Origin of the sequence: Grimontia celer, assembly GCF_900055185.1 — a bacterium.
GTDB lineage: Bacteria > Pseudomonadota > Gammaproteobacteria > Enterobacterales > Vibrionaceae > Enterovibrio > Enterovibrio celer.
The window spans coordinates 1,376,810-1,397,051 of the sequence record NZ_FIZX01000001.1 but is presented as its reverse complement, the minus strand read 5'-3'; the positions used below and the strand labels follow the sequence as shown (position 1 = coordinate 1,397,051).

The 20,242-nt window shown below is 49.1% G+C and carries 6 protein-coding genes; 2 read left to right on the top strand and 4 right to left on the bottom strand.

Going from position 1 to position 20,242, the window contains the following annotated elements:
• Window positions 1-65: 65 nt before the first annotated feature.
• On the bottom strand, window positions 66-707 hold the full coding sequence (locus GCE9029_RS06190) for an OmpA family protein (RefSeq protein ID WP_062661774.1): 642 nt from the start codon (window positions 705-707) through the stop codon (window positions 66-68).
• Window positions 704-2,110 (bottom strand): TolC family outer membrane protein, encoded by a 1,407-nt coding sequence (locus tag GCE9029_RS06185; protein WP_082804291.1) that lies wholly within the window; start codon window positions 2,108-2,110, stop codon window positions 704-706. The genes GCE9029_RS06190 and GCE9029_RS06185 overlap by 4 nt, the downstream gene beginning before the upstream one ends.
• A gap of 456 nt (window positions 2,111-2,566) precedes the next feature.
• On the opposite strand from GCE9029_RS06185, the gene GCE9029_RS06180 reads away from it, so the two are divergent.
• Both GCE9029_RS06180 and GCE9029_RS06175 read left to right on the top strand, forming a co-directional pair.
• Complete coding sequence (locus GCE9029_RS06180) at window positions 2,567-15,739, top strand: retention module-containing protein (protein ID WP_062661772.1); 13,173 nt, start codon at window positions 2,567-2,569, stop codon at window positions 15,737-15,739.
• A 153-nt stretch (window positions 15,740-15,892) separates the two neighbouring features.
• The gene (locus GCE9029_RS06175; RefSeq protein ID WP_062661770.1) at window positions 15,893-16,879 is read left to right on the top strand and encodes a chemotaxis protein CheV; all 987 of its coding nucleotides are present in this window, start codon (window positions 15,893-15,895) and stop codon (window positions 16,877-16,879) included.
• A 61-nt stretch (window positions 16,880-16,940) separates the two neighbouring features.
• Here GCE9029_RS06175 and GCE9029_RS06170 read toward each other — a convergent pair whose 3' ends face one another.
• Window positions 16,941-19,076: a TRAP transporter permease gene (locus GCE9029_RS06170; RefSeq protein WP_062661768.1), complete on the bottom strand. Its 2,136-nt coding sequence runs from the start codon at window positions 19,074-19,076 to the stop codon at window positions 16,941-16,943.
• A 92-nt stretch (window positions 19,077-19,168) separates the two neighbouring features.
• Window positions 19,169-20,182 carry a TAXI family TRAP transporter solute-binding subunit gene (locus GCE9029_RS06165; RefSeq protein ID WP_062661766.1) on the bottom strand — a complete coding sequence of 338 codons (1,014 nt, stop codon included), beginning with the start codon at window positions 20,180-20,182 and terminating at the stop codon, window positions 19,169-19,171.
• Window positions 20,183-20,242: the final 60 nt, after the last annotated feature.

Sequence of the window (20,242 nt, the reverse complement as noted above, 5' to 3'; positions counted from 1 at the left end):
ACGATAAAAGAAAAGGGCCTAAATGGCCCTTTTTGTGTTTCTGGATTTCTGTTTTCTTCTGACGATTACTGGTCTTCAGGAGAAGTGGTGTAAATTGTCCACTTCTCTACAATCTCGGTTTCAGATACTTTCACACTTGCCGTTACACGGCGACTCAGGATGTCAGACTGCTCCTGAGATTGTGCCTCAACTGGATCAGATTCACCGTAACCGATAATTCTGACGCGATCTGGTGTGATCCCTTGTTGAATCAGCGCACTTTTCACCGCTTTGGCACGACGCTCTGATAAGGCAAGGTTGTAATCTTGGTCACCCACAATGCTCGCGTAACCGTTAAGCTCTACAACGATGTAAGAGAAAGATTTCATAAAGCGGGCGAGGTCATTCACTTCACCAACAAAGCTCGCCGGGATTTCTGCAGAATCGTTGGAAAATAGAATATGCAGGTCATCACGGGCACTGATTTCCAATTCCTCTGAGCAGCCATCATTATTGATAACAGCGCCAAGTGGGGTGCCTTCACAGGCATCCCGGGCATTGATCACTCCATCGCTGTCATCATCCAGCAAATCAGCTTGCTGGTTGGCAACAGGGGCTTGAGGTGCACTTATAGAACATCCTGCCAGCACGAGAGCCGCGATGATCAGAAATACACTGCTGAGAGCTTGCCGAAACAGGCCAGCGTATCGCTGAAAAGCGTTCATCATTCGGTGTCTCCTTGTTTGTTTTCATTGTTCTTGCCATAGACCGAGGTTTGCCACTCTTCAGGTGTATCTACACGCAGTTCATCAAGTAACAGGCCAGTGGCGTTTAACACGCGGTATTTTGAGTAAATACCGGTGTAGTGAGAGTCAATGTAAGAACGGCGCGCGTCGAATAATTCGTTCTCTGTATTGAGAAGGTCGAGAAGGGTGCGACGGCCGATCAGGTATTGTTTTTCGTATGCTTCAAGTGTTTTTGAGGCAGAGTCAACGTGTTGTTGCAGGAACTGGGTTTGTTTCTCTGCCAATTCTTTCGCTGTCCATGCCAGGCGCGTACTTTCATCCAACAGACGATGTGCGTTGTGGCGAATGTTTTTCGCTTTATTTATCTGATATGCGGCACTGCGCGCTTCTGCTGCGTCTGTACCGCCGTTAAACAGGTTGTAGCGCATGCGCAGCATGGCCTGGAACTCATCGGTATCACCCGGCTGGCCATCCAGCTCTTCGCCCCATTCCTGTGATGCTTCAATAGTGAAGGTTGGCAAGAAGTCGCCTTTCGCCTGCTTATATTGGCGGTGAGCGGCTTCCACATCGTTGGTTGCCACTTGGATCACAGGGTTGTTTTCCTTTGCGGTGCTAAGGGCTTCAACAAGTGTTGGTGGAACAAACAAAGCATCGACTTCCGGCGTCACCAAATCGAGCGGAGAAGTGCCAACAATGCGTTCGAACTCGATGACAGCATCATCGACATTACTCATTGCAGAAAGGAGGTTAGTTTGCGCCTGAGCAAGACGGCCTTCGGCCTGAGATAAATCGGCTGTTGAGCTGATCCCTGAATCGGCACGTCTCTGGATGTCTCCAACAATGCGTTCGTGGGTTTCGAGGTTTTTTTGAGAAAGGTCTCGGATAGCCTGAGTACGAAGAACCTCTATATACGCTTCAGTGACGCTGAGCGCCGTGTCCTGAGCATCGGCCAATAACTGAAAGCGTTGCGCTTCTGCTTCGGCTTTAGTGCGTTTGATGTCGTTGTAGGTGATTGAACCATCCCAGATTAACTGGCGAAGGCTGATACTCACATCTTTAGGGTGGTAGGTACCATCATTGTTGTCACTGTCGTATTCGGAATAACCAATCCCGGCATCAAGATCCACAGAAGGCAAGTAGCCACCCTGAGATGCATCGATATCCGCTTCACGACTTTTGAACTCGTTATAGGCTTCTCTGATTGTCGGGTTTTGTGAAAGTGTCGTTGCCACAGCTTGTTCTAACGATTGCGCCTGAGCCACAGATGTAATACCAACTGAAGCGAGTGCAAACGCGATGACACTTAACGTAGGTTTCCAAGCCTTAGGAAACCCCGGTGCCTTTGCCAAAAACCGCAGTCTAGAGTGGGTGTTACGTTGCTTCATGAATGCTCCCTCAAAGCGAAATTAGACCGTGCGTAAAAAATAAAAAGTCAAAGCGTCAAAATGTAGTGGTTAACACTGGGAGACACCCTCTGATCTACCCGTTTTAATTTTCCTGAAACTGCTTGGATGCTCAGATAAATAGACAGGTGTGTCACTGGAAATTGCGTTAAATCACATATTTGACGTATCAACGTAAAAAGTAGGGCATGTTTAAAAAGATTTGACCCCCCAAACTGGGGTTTATCGCTTTTCTATCGGAAATGAGACAGGTCAATACAAAGTCCTAAGAGCCAAACTGTCTGAGAGGCATTAATTTTTTACCAAATTGATTGCTTAATACTTTCGAACGCTCCAAACGGCGGCTTCAATTCAAAAACTCGTCTCACTGCAATTTTGTTAGTAAAACTGGACAATATCGCATCAGCTGAGTGACTCGTACAAGCAATAGGTAACGCGATGAAGGCAGCAGGAACCGACACGCTGGCGTCGGTGAATACGGAAAACGTGTCAGCGTCAATTACCGTGGAAGAGGGAGTGGTATACCTCGTTCAAAACCACACGGCTAATCCAATCAACGGCAGTTCAGAAGCGCAAATAGACGATATTGTCGTTGCCTCCCCAAACGCCCGATATGTGGTGATAAAAGATGGCGTGCCGGTTCTGGTCTCAGAGCCTTGCGCCACATGTATCCAAATCAGCGATGAGGATATAGAAATCATCGGCCTTGGCGAAGACGTCACACTTGCTGAAAGTGAAGAGGCTATCGCTTTGCTGGATGGCGACATCGCGGCATTGCAAGAAGCGATTCTCGCCGGTGTGGACCCGACGCAGGATTTTGAAGCCGCTGCAGCGGGGGCAGGCGGAGGCGCGACCAGCTCTTCCATCGGTGACTTCGCGGTTATCCAATATAACAATGTGAGTGTTTTGGCTCAGGCTGGTTTTGATACTGCGTTCTCGCCAAATGCAGCCGCACCTGCAGACGACGATGATTTACCCATTTTGCCGCCATCAGGCGGTGAGTCTCTGGCAATCCTGATCACCGAAACTGATTTGCAGCCAGACGAATATCCAGTCACAACGAGCTCTACTGTATTGGTCGCTTCCAGCTCTTTACCGTTGGATGCGGACAGTTTTGTAATTGAGCCCACCGCAGCAGTTGCTTTAATTGCAGAGATCACGGCTGATACACAAAGTGGTGGTGAGTCACTGACCTACATATTGTCAACCGACGGCAAAACCATTATCGGTAGCCTGAACGGTGAAGACATTGTCACCATTTCTGTTGCAGGTTCACAGCTTGGCCTGGACGTCGAAGTGACGGTTTCTATCACTGTGAATGCGCCTTTAGATCACAACGCAGATGGCGACGGCACAGGATTGGTATCTGTCGCTGGTGATGCCATCAATATAGAGATGGATATCCAAGGCCAGGATATCGCCGGGAACGCTCTGGATACGCCTATCACAGCAAATGTGTCTGTATTAGATGGCGCTGATCCGACACTCAGCCCTGATAGCCTGACGGTCAATGAAAACAATGTCGAGTATGTTTCTGAGCCGATCCCTATCAATCTTGATGTAAACAGTGACGCGCTGGAAAGCATCGGATTCGTTTCAACCACTGCCCTGACTGATGTGCTCAGTGCCATTACCAGTAATGGGCAATCTACGACATTTTTTGTTGAGGGCAGTGAAATCCGCGTCAGTCTGGAGAGCGACCCTTCGGTCGTCGTGATGAGTATTTCGCTCCAGCCTATTTCTGATGCAGCAAATGAATACGCTTATGTTGTCACTCAGAATGCCACGATTGATGAACAAGACGACAGCGACAATATTGTTATCCCGGTAACGGTTCAAGCGCAGGATAACGACGGCGATATCGGGTCGGGAACTTTTAATGTCACTTTAGAAGATGGCGACAATGCTTCTGGCAACAATGCCACGATTGAAGGTCAGTACGATCTAACAGAGGACCAACTCGAAGAACCTGCCTTGGTAGCAAATGGCACCATTACTTTGGATGCTGCGGCAGACAGATTGGTCCCGGATACCATTGAGGTGTCAAACCTTGCAGGTCTTCAAGCTGAACTGAATGAACTGACTTCTGGTGGTGATGCACTCACTTTTACTTTCAGCAAAACAGGTAATGTTGTTGAAATTACGGGAACAAAGCCAGACGGTACTGACATCGTCAATATCACTTTAACGGCAAGCCAAAACTCTGGCTCCGGTGCTCAAGGCATTTCCATTGCGTCTGAATTTACTCTGGATGGGCCGCTTGATCATTTAGACCCAGGACAGTTTGCGGACAACCAGTGGGTGACCATCTCATCTGCTTCTGGCTCCGAGGAAGAAATCTTCGATATAAACATCGATCTCCAGGTACAAGATACCGATGGCGACCCACTTGATGCGCCTATCAGCGTGAAATATCAGGTGGAAGATGGGATTAAGCCGCTTATTGATGCAACGGATTCAACTCTTACCGATCCAATGGTTGGCGAGCCAGCTTCCACCACATCTGAATCTTTGGGTTTGGAGGTAGGCAGTGATGACATAACTTCACTCACATGGGATCTCGATAGTTCTTTCGAGACCCTGATTGAAAGTCTAACCAGTAACGGCAACGCATTATCACTACTCACTCCATTGAGTGAGCTCAATACTGATGGAGTACCAATTCAGATCGGGTATGCCGAATCTGGTACCACAATTACTGTGTTGACGATAGAACTCGATCAGACCAACAACGAATACAAAGTCACCTTGGCTGAACCGGTTGATGAGCCAACCGGGGATCAGGTTGAATTGCCATTAGCAGTGAAAGTCACTGATGATGACGGTGATTCCGCAACCTCTGAATTTACCCTGACATTAAATGATGCCGACAATGCTTCTGGCGAATCAGCCACTGATAGTGGCATCTTTGAAATCATTGAAGACCAGTTAAACGAGCCCGCTCAAACGGTTAATGGCACCATTGCGTTGGATGCGAAAACTGATCGGCTGCAACCGGATTCTGTTTCAATCGCGAATCTTTCTGAATTGCAGGAAGAGCTCAATGAACTGACTTCCGGTGGTGATGCGTTGACCTTCGCCATTGAGTCAGGAACAGATGCGAATGTCATCGAATTGGTCGGTAAGAAAGCGGATGGGACGGAAGTGGTCAGTATCACGCTGACGACGACCCAACAAACTGGCACTGGCGCGCGAGGCATTTCCATTGCCTCCGCATTTACGCTCAATGAACCCTTAGATCATGTTGAAGAGAGCAAATTTGCTGACAACAAGTGGGTAACGATAACCCCCGCATCAGGTAGCAGTGAAGACATCTTCGATATCAAGCTACAACTACAGGCGCTCGATACAGATAGTGATGAGTTGGATGCGCCGATAGAAGTGACGTATTCAGTCGAGGATGGCATTAAACCGGCGATCGATGCAGCAGACATTGAGCTTGAAGACCCATTGAAGGGAGGAAGTTCATCGACAGGGTCTGGCTCACTTGGGCTAACTATCGGCAGTGACGATATTGAGTCCTTGGTTTGGCAATTGGATGGCACGTTCCAGACAACTATCGAAGGGTTCACCAGTAACGGAAACGCGCTTTCATTGTTAACGCCGCTCAGTGATCTCAATGATTCGGACAACCCAATCAACATTGGTTATGTCGACGGAACAGGTGCGACCATTACGGTTATGACGGTGACGCTCGATCTGGCAAACAACGATTACGACGTGGCATTACTGCAGCCATTAGATCAAACCACTGCTAACGACAAAATCGAGATTCCACTTTCCGTCAAAGTCACAGATAAGGATGGGGACACGGCTGACACTGATTTCACCATCACCATTGAAGACAATGATAACGCAGATGGAGTAAACGCCAGTGCCACAGGCAACTACGCGCTGATAGAAGACCAGCTTGATGAGCCCGCGCAAACAGCCAGCGGCACCATTACATTGGATGCAACAACCGACAGATTACAGCCGGATTCCGTCTACATCGTCAATCTTGCCGCGCTCAAAACTGAACTGAACGAACTGACCTCTGGTGGCGATGCTCTGACGTTTACCGTTGAGTCAGGCACTGCTGGTAACGTAGTTGAGTTAGTGGGTAAAAAAGCTGACGGCACTGAAGTGATGAGCATTACGCTCACTACCACTCAAATTGCAGGTAGTGGCGCGCAGGGTATTTCGATTGACTCTGCCTTTACGCTGAATGTTCCAATCGACCATGCCGACCCGGACAAGTTTACTGATAACCAGTGGGTGACGATCAAACCGTCTTCAGGAAGTAATGAAGAGATTTTCGATATCAAGCTTCAGCTGCAGGCGAAAGATACCGACGAAGACTTGCTGGATGCACCGGTTGAGGTGACCTACTCGGTCGAAGATGGGATCAAGCCTGAAATAGATGTTCAGGATGCCAGCATTACCGATCCAAATTCAGGCTCGACGGCGACAGAAACGCAATCATTGGGGCTGGATATTGGCAGTGACGATATTGAGTCACTGGTGTGGCAGCTGGATAGCACATTCCAAACCACAGTTGAAGGGCTGACGAGCAACGGCAATGCTCTGTCATTGCTGAGTCCGCTCACTGATTTAAACGATTCTGAAAATTCAATTGAGATTGGTTATACAGATGGTGCCGGCGTGACAGTCACCGTGATGACAATTGCTCTTGAACCGGACAACAATCAGTATTCTGTGACGTTGTCACACTCAATTGATCAGCAAACTGACGAGAAAGTTGAGCTGCCGCTGTCCGTAAAAGTCACTGATCATGACGGTGATACTGATACGTCTGATTTCACCGTCACTGTCAATGATGGCAACAATGCATCGGGTGAATCAGCGACACTGAGCGGTAACTATGAAATTACGGAAGATAAGCTCAATGAGCCAGCTCAAACGGTCAACGGTACGATCACACTAGGCGCCGCTGCGGATAGGCTGCTGCCAAACTCTGTCTCTATCGCCAATCTGACCCTGCTGATTGGTGAGCTGAATGAACTCACCTCTGGTGGAGATGCACTGACTTTCCGCATTGAACCTGGCACGGCGGATAACGTCATCACGCTGGTGGGCGAAAAAGGCGATGGTACTGAAGTTCTCAGCTTAACGCTGACCACCACACAATCAACAGGCGCGGGTGCACAAGGTCTATCTATTGCTTCTGTCTTTACGTTGAGCGAGCCACTTGATCATGTTGAAGAAAGTCAATTTGCTGATAACCAGTGGGTGACGATTAAGTCAGCGACTGGCAGTGATGATGAAATATTTGATATTAAAGTCCAGCTTCAAGCGCGTGATACAGATAACGATCCGCTTGATACACCTATTGAAGTCACTTACTCAGTGGAAGATGGCAATAATGCGATTATGGAAGTCGTTGATGCGGAGCTCACTGAACCTGCCAATGGCGACCCCCCGGTTTCGACTGCAGAATCTTTGGGTTTACAGGTGGGAAGTGATGACATCAGCTCACTGGTCTGGGATTTAGATGCTGCATTGGCTACCCAAATAGAAGGGTTGACCAGTGAAGGTAACGCACTGACACTGCTCAAACCTTTAAGTGAACTTAATGGTTCAAACCAAACAATCGAAGTGGGGTATGTCGACGGGGCTGGCGCCACTATAACTGTGCTGACGGTAGCTATCGATCAAGCGAACAATCAATACACTGCAACCGTAAACCGTCCGATTGAACAGCCGGATAGCGAATTAGTCGAACTTCCACTTTCATTGAAAGTCACTGATGATGATGGTGATACAACCACTTCTGACTTTATCCTATCGATTAAAGACGGCACGCCACCTTCTGTGGAGCCGGTCGACTCGACCCTCATTGACCCCATAATTGGCAGTACGCGCTCGCAAGAGAATATCAGCCTCGGTATTACCCAAGGCACAGACGCGATTCAGTCCATTTCGCTCTATGCGCCTTCAGGGTTAGAAGCGGCGCTTGAAGCTATCACCAGTAGTGGTTATCAAACCAGCATTCAGCCACAGCCATTCTCTTCTCTCACTCACGAAATCATCATCGTAATAGATGATCCAAGCCTGTCAGCCTCATCTTCACCTGCGAATGGTGACAGGGTGATGTCGATCAAGCTTGATACTGATGCTTCGGGTAAGCCAACAGGTGAATACTCCGTTGTTTTGGATTTGGCGGTTGATCAGGCTAGTAGCGACCTTGAACTGCCGATTGGCGTAAAAGTGACGGATATCGATGGCGATGAAGTGACAGGCGAGTTTACCGTCACGATTCAGGATGATGATTCAGCGGTCATTCCTTCGACGGACAAAACCTTGTCGATCACTGAGCCAGATCTCACGCCTGAAGGCACTCAAGTCGGGTATCCCGATACCTCAACCGTGAGTTTGGCGGTCAATGCGGTAACAGACCGATTGATTCCGGACGAAGTCAGAATCAGCAGTTCTCAGTTGGATGACCTTATAAAAGATATGGAGGAGGTACTCACCAGTAACGGTGAGCCCATCGACTTCGAATACGACCAGACGACAGGTGTTCTGACTGGACGGGTTGATGGTGAGTTGGTCATGACGCTGAGCTTTCCAGCTACTCAAGGCGTCGATGGTTATGGTTTGGTGATCGAACCTTCTATCACGCTTCACAAACCTGTTGACCACAATGCAGATGCAACATCAAACACGCGGGTAACAATTAATGGCGATCGAATTGCTATTTCCGTCTCTTTGGACACCAAGGATTCTGATGGCGATGTGGTTAGTGGCATTGCAGCGATTAACGTTGATATTCAAGATGGTGAAGCGCCAGTGATTACCAACGCGCCTGCGTTGAGCGTCGAAGAAAGCGACATTAATTCTAATGGTTCCAGCCCTAATCAAAACCGCCCTGGTACCACGCCCGGTGGCGTGGGAACCGATCAGGATACCGCGACCGGGCAACTGGAAATTAACAGTGGCAGTGATGAAATTGCTGATGTGGCGATAAACGTAAGCGGTTTTGCCTCTGTAAATAGCGACAACAGTGAAGATGCGGCTGGTACTGCAATTCCGCTAAGTTCAAAAGGCACTGCAGTCACGCTGGAGCTGACGAGTGATACGTCTGCCACTAAGGTTTACACCGGTATGGCAGGCGCACGAGAAGTCTTTACGCTAACCGTTTTCCCGAATGGCACTTATACCTTTGCACTGCTCGGTGCACTCGACCACCCACGAGGTGAAGAGAAAAATTCTCTCGCGATTAACTTCCCTGTCGAAGTGACAGATGCTGATGGCGACAAAGCGACAGCCAATATCGTGGTGAATGTCCTTGATGATGTGCCATTTTCGCTGGAAACCGACGGCGTCGGAACAGGCGGCGGCAGTTTGGTGACAGAAGAAGGGGATTCATCGTCGCGCATTACCATTTTACCTGCGCGCAATCGTGGCGCTGATGATGCAGCCATCAAGTCTGTCACCATAAACGGCGAGCAACATGAGCTGAATCAGGGGCTGAACAACCGTTTTACCGTGACAGAAGGAACAGGGGGTCAAGAGCTTGGCACACTGGTCATTCACAGCCGCGGTACGGTGGAGTTCATTGCTAACGATGACATCACACACACGGGCTCAAGCAGTAACCGCATCATAGAATCATTTAGCTATGAAATTCTTGATGGTGACGGGGACATAGTTGTCGGTACCACAGAAATCGTGATCGTCGATGCTGAACCACAGCTTATTGTTAACAATGCGAACGGCATTGAAGATCAGGGCAGGGAGCCTGACCCGAATGATGACTTGGTTGCAAATCCTGCCGATGGTATCGCCATCAACGTGACTGTCGATGTTGGAGACAACGACCAAGGTGAAACGGTTGACCGAGTTCTGATTACGTTGCCATCTAATGCTCACGGAACGTTTTACGCAAACGGCACTGAGCTGGCGATCAGTGGCAATCAAATTGAGTTACCCGGTAATTTGTTTGCGCCCGATTCTGCGAACGAACTGTGGACGTTGCAGGGTGTGACCTTCGTGCCGGATCAGGATTATTCCGCGGCGAATGGTGTGCCGACCTTTACGGTAACCGGATTTGTTAAGAATACAGATGGCTCTGAACGTCAGTTAGAAAATCAAACCTTCACGATTACTGTCGAAGGCATAGCCGATGTCCCTATCTGGGATGATGCTTCAACGGATCTTCATTATCGTATTGATGAAGACAGTGAAGGCGCAATGCTTAATTTGAACGCGGAGCTTGAAGACAGGGATGACTCGGAAGAGTTGAACTATATCCTGACGCTCGACAGCGGAAGCGCAACGCTATTACTCAATGGCACGGAGCTGACGCCAACCGATGGAAAATACACTGTCGCCGCGGCTGATATTAACAATGTAGTGGTGAAACCTGATGAGAACTTTTCCGGTGACATTACTCTGACTGCCATCGCGCAGAGTAAAGAGAAATCCAATTTTGCATCGGGTCAGCAGACCGCTGATTCGGAATCTCAAACCATCACGATTGCTGTTGATCCGGTTGCGGATACCACAACGCTCAAAGTGACCCGTGCCAGTGGGTTGGAAGATGAGCTTATCGACTTAGCGCCACACATCTCTCTCACTGACTCTGCTGATACCGACGCCTCAGAGGCGCTTTACGTCTGGATTACAGGTATGCCAACGGGCGCAAAGCTGCTGCTGGGTGATGGTACGGAGGTGTCTGAGAGCGGTGGCGTCTACGAAATTGCCTACACAGACATTGGCGGTTTGAAACTTCAGCCACCGCCGGAGAGTAATGTCGATTTCGCGCTCAATGTGCGCGGTGTGGTGAAAGATACCATTACAGTCACCAATTCCAGCGGCGTGGCCGAAACTGTCACTGATATCTACGAAACCGGAGCGAAAACTCTCAATATCGCGCTGAAAGGTGTGGCTGATGAGCCGGACATCGAAGCGGATTTGGGAAATGTTTGGCAACCCATTATCCAAGGCGGCGTCGAAACGGGGATTGAAACGACAATTCCTGAGGATGGCGAAGTGTCACTTTCATTCACTATTGCTTCCGGTGAAAAAGGGACAGCGCTACCTGGTGATGAATCAGAAACCCTATCGACACTGGTCACCAATATCCCCAAAGGTGTCACCTTACTGGATACCAATGATGATGAAATCAATCTGGTTTACGCCGGATTGGGCTCCAATGGTGAACCTCAATACCAAGCTAAGGTAGACGGACTTTCTGACGTTAAGTTAGTACCGCCTCCCGGCAGCACAGACGATATTACTCTCACGGTCACCATCATAGTGACTGAAGATGATGGCGATTCACTGACTATCGACAAAGATGTGGTTGTTCATATCGAACCTGCAATTGATGCGCAAGACTACACACTGAACAGTCGTGGTTTTGAAGATCAGAATGTGGTGGTGAACTGGCGTCCTGATACCGATGAGGGATTTACCGACAATAACGAAGCTATCACCGCTATTACCTTCTCCATGGCGCAGGCCGCGATTGACGCTGGCTACACGCTTACGATTGCTGGCGAATCTTCACCCATTACTTTCTCGGGTGGAGAAGCCATGCTTACGGCTGACCAAGTGAGCAAGTTGTTGGCGGGAAATAACTTGCTCTTGAGCGCGCCAGAAAATGTCGATATCGACAGGAATCTCGACATCAGCGTCAAACTGACGGTTCAGCAGACTGACACGGATTCTTCTGTCGTAGACACCAAAGAAATCACTGGAGACCTCAATGTTCGTATCATTGCTACCGTTGAAGATGATGGCAATATCGAACTGGTGAATGGCGCTGACGATGTTATTTCCACCACGATTGTGGGTGACGGGTCTGGCACGATTTCGCTTTCCGGCGCTGATAGGCATCTCGCCTTTATCACGCCAGAAGGTGTGAACACCGATGGAAGTAGTGAAGAGGTCATTTCACAAGTGGTTATTACCTTTGTCGCTGATGCCAGCGGAACGCCATTAACGCAAGATCAACTGAATTTGTTTGAGCATTTCTACGTCGCTGGCGGCATCAATAACGGTGATGGCAGTTGGACCGTGCCTGAAAGCGCTCTGGGCAACCTCGCCATCACGGCTTCGGCGAGAACTGATGCACCAGTTTACGTGCAAATAACGGCATTAGTGCAGGATCAGGGCGATGGTACAGAAGGCGATGCAAGCTCTGAGGTGGAGCAAAAGCCCATTGTTTTGACTCTCGATTTCCAAGGGGAAACGGATCAAACGCAATTGGCCGGAGACATCACGGTCGATCTACAAAATGTGTTGGGTACAGAAGACAGGTCTATCAATTTCGGTGATCAACTCGACGACTTGATAAAGGTCAATCCAACGGATGCGCCAAATGACGAACTGACGCTGGTGATTGATGCGTCCGCGCTTGGGGCAATTGGTGCAGCGGCCTCGGGCATGGAGTTTAACTATGAAACTGGAGAGTATGTTGCCAAAGTCCCTGTCGGCGCAGATGGCTCAGTCGATCTTTCTTCCATCTCTTTGCTTCTTCCTAAGCACTTTGCAGGTGATACCGTTCTTCCCATTAAACTTGTCACTACAGACCAATTAAGCGGCAATGTTAAAGAGCTTGATACCTCCATTTCAATCGTAGTGACACCAGTCGTAGATGGCGTGACGACAGAAGTGAAAGTGATTCAAACCGATGGGCTGAATGGTGAAGAGCAACCCGTTGTTGACGAATCCGAATGGGTGCCTGTGCCAGATAAAGCGTTGGAAGACGGCATCATTGAACTGGACTTTACATCGAAGTTGATTGACCCGGACACGGCAGCGACGTCGGGTGTGGAAACGGTCACCCAGGCGGTTCTGACCGTCGATAGCGCTATGGGCTACTTTGTTGATGAAAATGGCAATAATCGGCAAAGCTCAATCACTGTCTCTGGCGCGGATCTCGCTAAGGTTTATTTCCGGCCAGCTGATGATTTCAGTGGTGATGTCAGTATCAAAGTGGATACTACGGTGTCCGACCGTGCTGAAAACGACCAAACTGGGCTACCCGATTCTGTCACTGTCCAAACCATCACGACCAACGTTTCGTTCGAAGTACTTCCCGTGAATGATCCCGTTTCATTCAGTGGCAATACAACTCCGGTTTCGGGAAATGAAGACGAGCAAATCGCACTGACGGGCGTGACTGCAACGTTGCAGGACACTGACGGCTCGGAGCAAATCGTGTCTGTGAAACTCACTGGTGTGCCTGATGACTTCCAATTGGTATCTAATGGCAGCCAGCTGGTGCAGAACAGCGGTGGTGGTGAGTGGACAATCAGCGTGCCTGCAGGCAGTCAAAGTTTCAGCCTTGATGATATTGCCTTCATTCCACCGAAGAACTTCAGTGGTTCGATGACGGTAGTGATGGTGGTTTACGCCAAAGAAGATCTTCTCAGTACGCCGAAAGAGTTCAGCACCACCGTAGACGTCGTCGTAAATCCAATTGGTGATGGTATAGACACAGAAATCACCACATCAGTTTCTGGCACGGAAGACGAAAACATCGAATTACCACTGGATATCACGGTTATTGATAAAGTGCCGTCATATGACGGAACGGGTTTATCGGTTACGGAAAACGGGCCAGAAGTGGTCAAAGTTGTACTCACTAATGTACCGGACAGTGCCACGATCAGTTTACCTCCGGGTGTTGCAAGCGGCAGCACTGCTGAGAAGCAGCCTGACGGTAGTTGGGTCGTTATTGCTAACCAAACCACTCTGTCTTCGTTGATATTCACGCCGGGTGATGCCAATGAAAATAACTGGAATGGCCAACTCGAGGTATCGATTCGCGCCGTTGACAACGGTGTGGAGGCAGAGAGTTCACTTTGGGTGAACCAGATCATTGATGTGACGGTCACGCCAGTAAACGATGAACCAGAACTCACCTTGCCGACTTCTCTTGAGGCAGAAGAAGAAATCGAGCTGCTGATTGAGTCTATTCAAGTCAAAGATGTTGATGCCAATGAGACAGCGGGTAGCACGATTTCTATTCGTTTAAGTGCGATAGATGGTGTGATTGGCCTGCCAGATTCGCCGCCGTTGCCGGCAGGCGTGACTGTGAGCGGACAGGGCACCAATAACATGACATTTGAAGGGCCGTTGGATGCGATTAATGAAGCACTGTCCAATGGTGTGACGTACACAGGTGATATTAACTTTAGTGGTGAAGATACCCTGACTGTCACCGTCAATGACAACGGAAACACGGGGGATGGCGGGACAAAAACGGACACAGATTCAGTCAGTATCAATGTGCTGCCTAAACCTGATGTTCCAACGCTAACGCTAAACACACCGCAAACTGCGGCGGTTGCTGGTAGCATTTCATCCTTAATTCCTCTGCTGGGGTTGGCGGCTGCATTGACCGATCCTTCAGAAACCCTATCGATTGAGATTCGAAACGTACCCGCAGGGTTGACGTTTGTTGATGCCGACGGAACGGCAATTGGCACAGGTCCAAGTGGTGGGGTTTTAACGTTGACGCCAACCGAACTAAATGACCTGTATGTGACGGGGTCCTCTGTCCTGTCGAGCACTGTCGAAGTGGTCGCCATTTCGACGACGACAACTGGGGAGTCTGCCGAATCAGACTCCATCGAGCTTTCCATCAATGTCACCAACGTCGATGACAGTTCAATAACGGCATCAGAACCTTCTGTCGACAATGTCGTGGTATCTGGCTCTGAAGATGCCACTCTGGTTGGTGGAGGTGGTGATGACATACTGATTGGCGGGTTGGGTGCCGACATCCTCAGTGGTGGTGCCGGAGATGATAGCCTTTGGGGAGGGAAAGAAGGTGAGACCGATAGCAGTACAGACAGGTTTGTCTGGGCGGCGGCGGATTTCGGTTCTTCGGGAAGCCCTGCTACAGACACTATCGAAGACTTTGATACAGCAACAGACATGGTGGACCTGAGCAGCGCATTGGATTTCAAAAACCTGACAAGTTTCTCTGCATTAACAGAAAGTCTTGAGTTTACCGAGAGCGATGGTACCGCGACGCTGAGTATTTCGGTGGGTGGCGATAAAGTTCAAGACATCGTTTTTAAAGACGTGAGTCTTGATGAAATGGTCAATGGCACGGCGTCAGGAATGACTCAGGAAGAAATTCTCACGTCTGTCATCGACAGTGGTCAGCTTTATCTCGGTACCAATTTCGGCAATGCATCTGCCAATACGCTGGTGGCTGATGATGCAGGAGAAAGCTTATTTGGTATGAATGGCAACGACACGCTTCAAGCGGGTAAAGGTGATGACATCCTCACGGGTGGCGAAGGGGACGACCTTTTTGTCTGGCTGGAGTCTTCGCTAAGCACACCAGCAAACACGGACAGAGTAACGGATCTTACATTGGGTCAGGACAAGCTCGATATTTCTGATTTGCTGACGGGTATTGGCACAAACCCAGAAGCGTCAGACCTGTTGCCGTTTTTTGATGACGCGTCTGTGGCAAGTGATGGCACTATCTCATTAACGCTGGCATCCAATGGTCAAACTCAAAACATTGTGTTGCAAAGCATGGACATATCCAGCTCAGGACTTGATTTGGCGGCGGGCTCCAGCACTTCCGCCATCATTACCGCGCTCTACGAGCAGCAGGCGTTTAAGGTTGACTGAATAGTGAGCTGTGCCAAACAAACGGGGTGTTCTAGCCCAAGGTGTTGAATTGGAGGTAACTAATTTCGCTAATTGAGTCGTCTGTCGATAGATTAAGACTATGCTGTTAGAGGACATAATTGTTTTTTGCCCCGACATGCATTGAGATTTGGTATGAGCACAGAACTTAAAACATCAATCTTGACAGAAAGTGGTACCAATGAGCTCGAGATTATAGAGTTTCGATTAGAAAAGTTATTACCTGATGGGTCTACGAAAGTTTGCTATTACGGAATTAATGTTGCCAAGGTACGCGAGGTCATTCGCGTGCCGGAGACAACCGACTACCCGAACGCACAACCTAATGTGTTAGGCGTGTTCTCCCTCCGGGGCAAACTTATTCCTTTGGTGGATCTAGCCAGTTGGCTTGGCGTTCCAACGACGAGCAATATTGATGAGAAAGTGGTGATCGTCACCGATTTTAACAAGATGTCGAATGGCTTCTTGGTCGATAGCGTCAGCCGGATACACCGCATTTCCTGGGAAGAGGTAGAATCTCCCAGTCAATTCCTCGAAGCTTCAGATCAAGATTGTGTGGTGGCGGTAGTCCGTCAGGAAACCAATCTCATTATGATCCTGGACTTTGAGAAGATTATTGCTGACATCAATCCAGAACTCAGTATGGAAAAATATGATGTCACGAAAGATAAATCCGTGGTCATCGACGATGCCATGGTGGCGAGGCGTGAGGCGAAAACCATTCTTGTTGTTGATGATTCCGCATTTATAAGGCGTTTGATAGAGAACACTCTGCGCTCGGCGGGTTATAACGTGATCACGGCGAAAGATGGGCAGGAAGGGCTCGATAACATGATTGAGTTTGTCCGCCTTTGTACTGAAGAACAACTACCCATCACAGAGTTTGTTGATGGCGTGGTATCTGACGTAGAAATGCCGAAAATGGATGGCTTACATTTAGTGAAAAGACTGCGGGAAATTGGTGAATACAAAGACATCCCAATTGTGATGTTCTCTTCCTTGATGAGTGAAGATAACCGCCGCAAAGCGCTGGATCTTGGTGCTAACGACACCATTACCAAACCGGAAATTGGCCGAATGGTCGGTTTGATGGATAGCTTGGTGTTGAAAGAGGGTAAGTAATCTCCCAGCAAAATAGAAAAGCGCCACAAAGGCGCTTTTCTTGTTTTACGTAAACATGAATTTAGGCAGTCACCAACGGTGGAGCTTTTTTATATGAATATACAACCAGCGCGATAAAGAGCCCCGCACCCAGTAAACGAAGCCATATATCTAATCCTGGCCACATCATCAAGGCTGCCATACCGAATGTTGCTATCCGGAATAGCGGATTAATTGGCCCTTCAAGATATCCCTCAAGGCCCGCAACCAGCGCCCAGGTACCCAGAATGGCAAATAGGGTGACAATGACAACCTGCTGAAAATCTCCCGCGACCAATGGCGTATACGCCATGAGTAGTGGTACCAGATAAAGTCCTTTCGCGATTTTCCATGCCTTAAACCCGGTAGCCATTGGTGGAGTACGCGCAATGGTTGCTGCAGCAAAGGCAGTTAAACACACAGGAGGCGTAACATTACTGTCCTGCGATAGCCAGAATATGATGAGGTGCGCGGCCAGCAGTGCCAAGCCTACAGTGACAGGCCCAAGAGATTGCTCAAGTAAGGTCGCTTTAAAGTCGTCCGGCACTTTGCCCACCAAATCGACTGCCATTTCAAATGACATGGGCGAGCCCAAAGCGGCAAGCTGCTCGGGCGCTATCAGCATAAATATCGTTTTGGCCTCTTCTGGGAGCTGACCTGTCGTGAGAAGTTCCAGCAACTGTTGCTCAGCGATCAAGCCATAAAGTGCGGGCGCCGAAAGGGTACCCAGAACGATATAGGAAGCGGTGACTGGCAAACCCATACCCAAAATCAGAGAAGCCAGTGCGACCAGCACAATCATGATAAACAGGCTGCCACCCGCCCAATCATTGATCATCAGGGAGAAGGTATTGCCGATACCAGTTGTACTGATGACGTTGACCACTAAGCCAATACCTGTAAGCAATACAGCAGTGGTCGCCATGTTGCGCGCACCTTGGGCTAGCGCATCGAAGATGTCCGCCACGCCCATTCGATTCGGAGATAACCAAGAAGCGACGACGACGGAAATAATCGAAATACCGGCTGCATACGTTGGGGTAAAGTCCATAACCAGTAAGGCGACGAGTACAGCGAGAGGGATAAGATAATGCCAGCCTGACGCCAATACTGAGAACATCGAAGGCGTGTCGGTTTCCAGTTGATGTACACCGGAACGTTTTGCTTCAATGCGAACGAAAAACGCCACTGACAAGAAGTAAATCAGTGCTGGAGCAAATGATACCGCGATGATCTCGACGTACGGAATTTGGGTGTATGACGCCATGATGAAAGCGCCAGCCCCCATAACCGGTGGCATGAGCTGGCCGCCTGTCGATGCTGCGGCCTCGACGCCTGCTGCAAACTTTGGTGGGAAGCCCGCTTTCTTCATCAAGGGAATGGTAATAACACCGGTAGACACCGTATTGGCGACACTGGATCCGGACACGGAGCCCATCAAGCCCGAACCCAATACGGCGACAAAACCTGGGCCGCCGATGATTTTACCTGCGGCTGCACGAGAAACATTGATGATGTAATCACCAGCCCCGGATTTGACCAAAAACGCCCCAAACAAAATAAACATGAAGACATAGCTCCATGAAATGCGGGAAATCGGGCCAAACATGCCTTCTGAACTGTAAAAGGCGCGATACAGCATAGTCTCTGCGGAAAGCCCCGGGAATGCGAAAATACCGTCCAGCCAGCTTCCCCACCAAACCACATAAGTCAGTGCGACAATAATCAGGCAAGGGATAAACCAGCCCATGGTGCGTCGGATAAGTTCCAGCGCAATCAATATGGCAATTACAGAAAATATCCAATCACTGGTCACGAAAGTGACTCCTCGTTCGTAGAGTGCGTCTTCCGCAAAAATAACGTAAACCAAACAGGCAATCGCAGCGACTGCAATACCAATATCGATCGCCAGCGCAAAACGGCTATTTCGCCAGTTTGCCGCCGCGGGATAGGTCAATGCACACATCACCGAAAAGCCTGCGAAATGCGCAGCAGAGACCCAGAGCTCTGGGAGGGTGGCGAATGTGTTGAACCAAATGTGAACAAGTGAAAGCGCAATTCCGAACACAGTGACAATGCGGGTGATCAGCGGGAAGTCGGTCCGCTGCGTGAGTTCAAACTGGGATAGTTCGGTTTCGAGTTCCTGAGGCGAATCAGCGCTGGAAGATTTATCGGTCATATTCCCTATAGCGTGCAGAGAAGGCACGACGTCCTGTTGGGCTGGAAACGAAGAAGAGGCGCTGAAACTATCAGCGCCTTATTGCTTAAGATTTATTGACTAACAAGGTGGTCTGGAATCGTCAGACCTTGCTCTTTGTAGAATCGTGCCGCACCAGGGTGAAGTGGTACCGGCAAACCATCGATTGCTTTTTGCAGAGACATTGCCTTTGTCGCTTTATGTATGCCATTCAGGAAAGCGAGGTTTTCATAGATAGTCTTCGTCAGCAGGTAAACATCTTCATCGCTGATATCGCTGCGCACGGCAAGGAAGTTTGGTTGTGCGATAGTTTCAACCGCTTCGGTCTGGCCAGGATAAGTGTTTGGCTCAATCACATATCGGGTCCACAGGTTGTAGCTGCCATTCGCTTCTTTCACTTGCTCGTCAGTGAAGTTGAGAATTTTGATTTTATCGCCCATTGCTGCATAAGCACGGGTGACTGCACTGACAGGCACACCAGCAGGCGTGTTCATGCCCTCAATATTGCCATTTTGCAGTGCGTCTGCACTGGCACCGTAACCCAAGTGGGCCATGTTGAATTTGTCGGTGTTAACATTCAGTCCAGACAGAATTTGTAGGCCAGAACCTTCTGTGCCAGAGTTCTTTTTACCAATGGAGAACTTTTTGCCATCCATTGCGTTCATGTCTGTCATGGTGCCGGTTTTTGCCAGCTCACTCATTACAATAAAGTGCTCTACGTTTTGCCATAGCATGGAGACAGAACGCAGCTCTTTCTGAGGACCCGCTTGTTTCACTTTGCCTTCACCATTCCATGCCCACGCGCCGTAAAGACCTTGCAAAATAGCGAACTGAGCTTCGTTTTCACGCAGCAGTTTTACGTTTTCACCGGAGCCGGCAGAGCTGATCGCTGAAAGGGAAAACTTATGCTTAGGTTCCAGTTTTACTTTGCTCAATGTTGCCAGTGCCACACCAACTGGATAATAGGTACCACCAGTCGATGCCGTTGCGAGGATGTAGTCACGGTCTTGAGCGGTTGCGCTGCCCATGCCAGCGGTAACAATCGCTGTTGCCAGTGAGAGGGTCTTCACTAAGGATTTGATTTTCATACAACACTCCAATGTTAGAGGTATCCGTAGAGTCGGTGCTTTTCATGCCAAAGATATCCC